This is a genomic window from Mesorhizobium sp. M2A.F.Ca.ET.039.01.1.1, assembly GCF_003998035.1.
Taxonomy (GTDB): domain Bacteria; phylum Pseudomonadota; class Alphaproteobacteria; order Rhizobiales; family Rhizobiaceae; genus Mesorhizobium.
The window spans coordinates 1-3,404 of record NZ_RZRY01000667.1 but is presented as its reverse complement, the minus strand read 5'-3'; the positions used below and the strand labels follow the sequence as shown (position 1 = coordinate 3,404).

The 3,404-nt window shown below is 61.2% G+C and carries 3 protein-coding genes; 1 reads left to right on the top strand and 2 read right to left on the bottom strand.

Annotated features, from left to right (window positions below; all coding sequences use genetic code 11):
- On the bottom strand, positions 1 to 327 hold a 327-nt coding region (locus tag EOA24_RS31475), incomplete at its 3' end, for an adenylyltransferase/cytidyltransferase family protein (protein WP_145992555.1).
- 32 nt (positions 328 to 359) lie between these two features.
- A complete protein-coding gene (locus tag EOA24_RS31470; protein WP_126083170.1) occupies positions 360 to 1,208 on the bottom strand; it encodes a TIGR01459 family HAD-type hydrolase in 849 nt (282 codons plus the stop codon).
- Between the two features lie 283 nt (positions 1,209 to 1,491).
- Here EOA24_RS31470 and EOA24_RS31465 point away from each other — a divergent pair, with 283 nt between their 5' ends.
- Complete coding sequence (locus EOA24_RS31465) at positions 1,492 to 3,390, top strand: pilus assembly protein TadG-related protein (protein ID WP_127256422.1); 1,899 nt, start codon at positions 1,492 to 1,494, stop codon at positions 3,388 to 3,390.
- The last annotated feature ends 14 nt before the right edge of the window (positions 3,391 to 3,404 follow it).

Genomic DNA, 3,404 nt, shown 5'->3' with positions numbered 1-3,404 from the left:
AGCCTCGGCGGAGAGGGAGGCGAAATCGCGCGTGAACGGCTGCTCGACCAAGGCGGCGAAGCCAAATCCGGCGAGCAGCCGCGCCTTCATCGGCGGCGGCGTCAGCACGAAGAGCGGCACCTGTGGCCGGAACACCTTGCGCGGATGCGGCTCGAAGGTCAGCACCAAGGCGGGCACGCCATTGCGGCCGGCCTCAGCCAGCGCGCGCTCCAGGACGGCCTGATGGCCGCGATGGACGCCGTCAAAATTGCCGATCGCCACGACGCCGCCGCGCAAATGCGCAGGCAGCGGCGCGGCTGTGGAAAGACGTTCGAAGGCTTGCGTCATGTCAAAGCGCCCGTCATGGCCAGACTATCAACCTATTGCAGGCGCGGAATGACGGCGACCGGCCGGTAGCCGTGCTTTTCGAGAAAGGCCGCCAGCCTTGCGGGATCGTCGCCATGCTCACGCGCGTGGATGCCGCCCGAGACATAGAGCACGTCAAAGCCGTTGTCGGCCGCGCCCTTGACATCGGTCATCATGCCGTCGCCGATGGCGAGAACCTCGCTTCGTTCGACGGCGCGGCCAAGCAATCCGGCGACCTCCTTCATCGCGACATGGTAGATCGGCGCGAAGGGCTTGCCGGCAATCAGCGTACGGCCGCCCAGTTGCGCGTATTCCCGCGCGAGCGCGCCGGCGCACCAGATGGTCCGCTCGCCGCGCTCCACCAGGATATCCGGATTGGCGCAAATGAAAGGCAGGTTGCGGGCGCGCAGCCGATGCAGCAGTTCGGCATAGTCGGCGGGCTTCTCGACCTCGTCGTCATAGAGACCGGTGCAGACGACACCCGAGGCCTCGAATTCCTCGACAAGATCGACATCGAGCCCGTCATAGAGCGTGAAATCGCGCTCCGGCCCGATATGGAAGATCCGCCTTGGGCCGTCGGCGATCAGGTCGCGCGTCACGTCGCCGGAAGTAACGACCCGGTCACAGGCGTCGGCGGGAACACCGATCGCCTTCATCTGGGCAATGACGTCGGCGCTGCGGCGCGGCGAATTGGTGATCAGCACGACAGGCACGTTGGCCGCGCGTGCCCGGGCAAGCGCGGCGGCGGCCGCCGGAAAATGCCATTCGCCATTGTGAACGACGCCCCAGACGTCGCACAGTATGGCCGCGTAGCGCCCCGCCAGATCGTCGAGCGAAGCGATGATGTCGGGCGAATCCGCCATGCCGTGTCCCTGATTTCGATTCCTGGCAGGCCGCGACAGACTGTCGGCCACGGACGGTCCCGCATAACCGAAGCGTTTGATCCTGTCACGAGCTTTCCCGATCACCACAGGCCCGAGCCTCGATCTCGCTCGCCCGGACTCACAGGGTTAACGCGCAGTCAAAAAGGCGGTGCGTTCTTGATGGTTTCGCGCAAGCTGAAATTTAACGATTTATGACTATGGTACGACAGCAACTGCGACCATGGTCGTATCTCGGCACGGATCCTTGGCGGGGGTAAATGCAATGATCCGCGATTTTTTTCGCGACAGGCGGGGTAATTACGCCTTGATGACGGTCATCACAATGATACCGCTGATGGGCGCCGTGGCGATTGCCGTCGACTACACCGAGTTGATCAGGCAGAAGCAGGAAACGCTGAACGCGCTAGACGCGGCGGGGCTCGCAACGGCACAGCAGATCGTCGCCGGTGCCAGCGACGCCGACGCGAAGACCTACGCTAAAAGCTTCTTCGAGGCCAACCTGAGGCATGTCCTTCCGGCGAACGCGACGCTGGCGGTAACCCTGCCGAACAACAACGCCGGCGGCGGCACGCTGGTCCTCGAGGCCGCGCTGCAATACAAGCCTTATTTCCTGCCGGCTGCGGTCGCGCTACTTGGCGGAACGCCCGGCCAGACGACCGTCAACTTCTCGGCCAGGTCCGAGATCCGCCTCAAGAACACGCTGGAAGTGTCGCTGGTGCTCGATAATTCGGGCTCGATGAGCGACATCTCCCCCACTGGAGGCCAGCAACGCATAGCGCTGCTCAAGACCGCCGCCACCGAACTGGTGAACATGCTTGCCGGCCAAGCGGATCTGATGAGACAGATCGACAGGCCAGTGCAGTTCTCACTGGTGCCGTTTTCGGCTTCGGTCAATGTTGGTCCAGCCAACAAGGATAAAGCCTGGATGGATCTGGACGGCATTTCACCGATCCATCACGAAAATTTCGATTGGACGAAGATGTCCAAGACCGCTTCTGGCGATCCAAACAAGTATATTGAGAAAGTTGGTGACGCTCGCTGGAAGCGCGGCAGTGGTTGGGGCGCGGGACAGAACACCCCAATGACCCGCTTCAAGCTCTACGAGGAGATGACGGCCACGACCCGGACCTGCACCAAGAAGCGGTCCAATGGCAGTTGCCAAACCTATTCTACCCCCACAACCGGACAGTATGAAGCCTGGAAAGGCTGTGTGGAGGCGAGGCCTTATCCCTACAATGTCGACGACACGACGCCGACAGCGAGCAAGCCCGCCAGCCTGTTCGTACCGATGTTCGCGCCGGACGAAGCAGGTAATCTGTGGACCGACAGCACACGCACCAGCACAAATTCCTGGGGCTACAGCAACAACTGGTGGATAGATTCGAGCGACGGTCTGTCGGTGCCTCAACGCCAAGCGGATATGCGGAAATATTTTCTAACCAAACCGTACGACGCTTCGACCGTGTCGGCAGACGACGGCCCCAACGCAGGTTGCACGACGAGCCCAATCACACCGTTACAGGATGTAGCGACGACCGCTGGTAAGCAGACGATCCTCAGCGCCATAGATGCGATGACACCTACCGGCAACACCAACGTGCCGGAGGGACTCGCATGGGGCTGGAGGACTCTCTCCAGCAATGAGCCTTTCACCGAGGGCCGAGATAACAACGAAAGAGGCAACGACAAGGTTGTCATCGTGCTCACGGACGGTGCCAATACCTACAGCTCAGTCAACGACAGCAGCTATGCCAATAACAGATCGACCTATGCCGCCTATGGATATACAGGACTGGTATATCCCGGTTCGGGCTCGGTGACCCGCCTGTTCATGAACACCAGCTCAGCCGTCGGCAAAAGTACCTATACCGACGCGAACTATACCGCCGCTCTCGACGAGCAGATGCAAACGCTGTGCGCCAACGCCAAGGCCAACAACATCATCGTCATGACGGTTTCCCTTGATCTCAGCATTCAAAAAACAGCCGAGAAGAAGGCGATCTCGGCGCTTACCGCCTGCGCATCGGATTCGCGGTTCCGCAGGGATCCAACCGACCCGAGCAAGCCCGCGAAGTTGTTCTGGAACTCGACCGGCGCCACGCTGTCGGACGACTTCAAGGCGATCGGCAGCGAATTGTCGAACCTGCGCATCGTCAGTTGAGCACAATAAGCGGG